Annotated in this window: 1 pseudogene; it reads right to left on the bottom strand. The window is 73.5% G+C overall.

Annotated features, from left to right (window positions below):
• Positions 1–242, bottom strand: a pseudogene (locus SB771_RS34120) (efflux transporter periplasmic adaptor subunit); the annotation flags it as partial.
• Positions 243–279 lie beyond the last annotated feature (37 nt).

Raw genomic sequence — 279 nt, 5'->3', positions numbered from 1 at the left:
AGCACCGCGCCCTGCTTCACTTCCTGCCCTTCGTCGTACGTTCGCGCGGTCACGATCCCCGCGACCCGCGCGCGCACTTCCGCCTGCCGATACGCGTCGAGCCGCCCAGGCAATTCGACCGTCATCGGCACCGCGGTCGGGCGCACCGTCACGACGGTCGCGCTTCGCACGGCCGGCGGCGCGGTATCCGGCCCGCCCTTGCCACATCCGCCCGCGACCAGCATGGCCGCAAGCGCGAGCATCGCGAGCGCGCCGCGCCGCGTGCCGAAACCCGTGTTG

Origin of the sequence: Burkholderia sp. SIMBA_051 (assembly GCF_046534915.1) — a bacterium.
Taxonomy (GTDB): domain Bacteria; phylum Pseudomonadota; class Gammaproteobacteria; order Burkholderiales; family Burkholderiaceae; genus Burkholderia; species Burkholderia ambifaria.
Note: the sequence above shows the minus strand (reverse complement) of the source record. Positions and strands in the feature narration are given on the sequence as shown.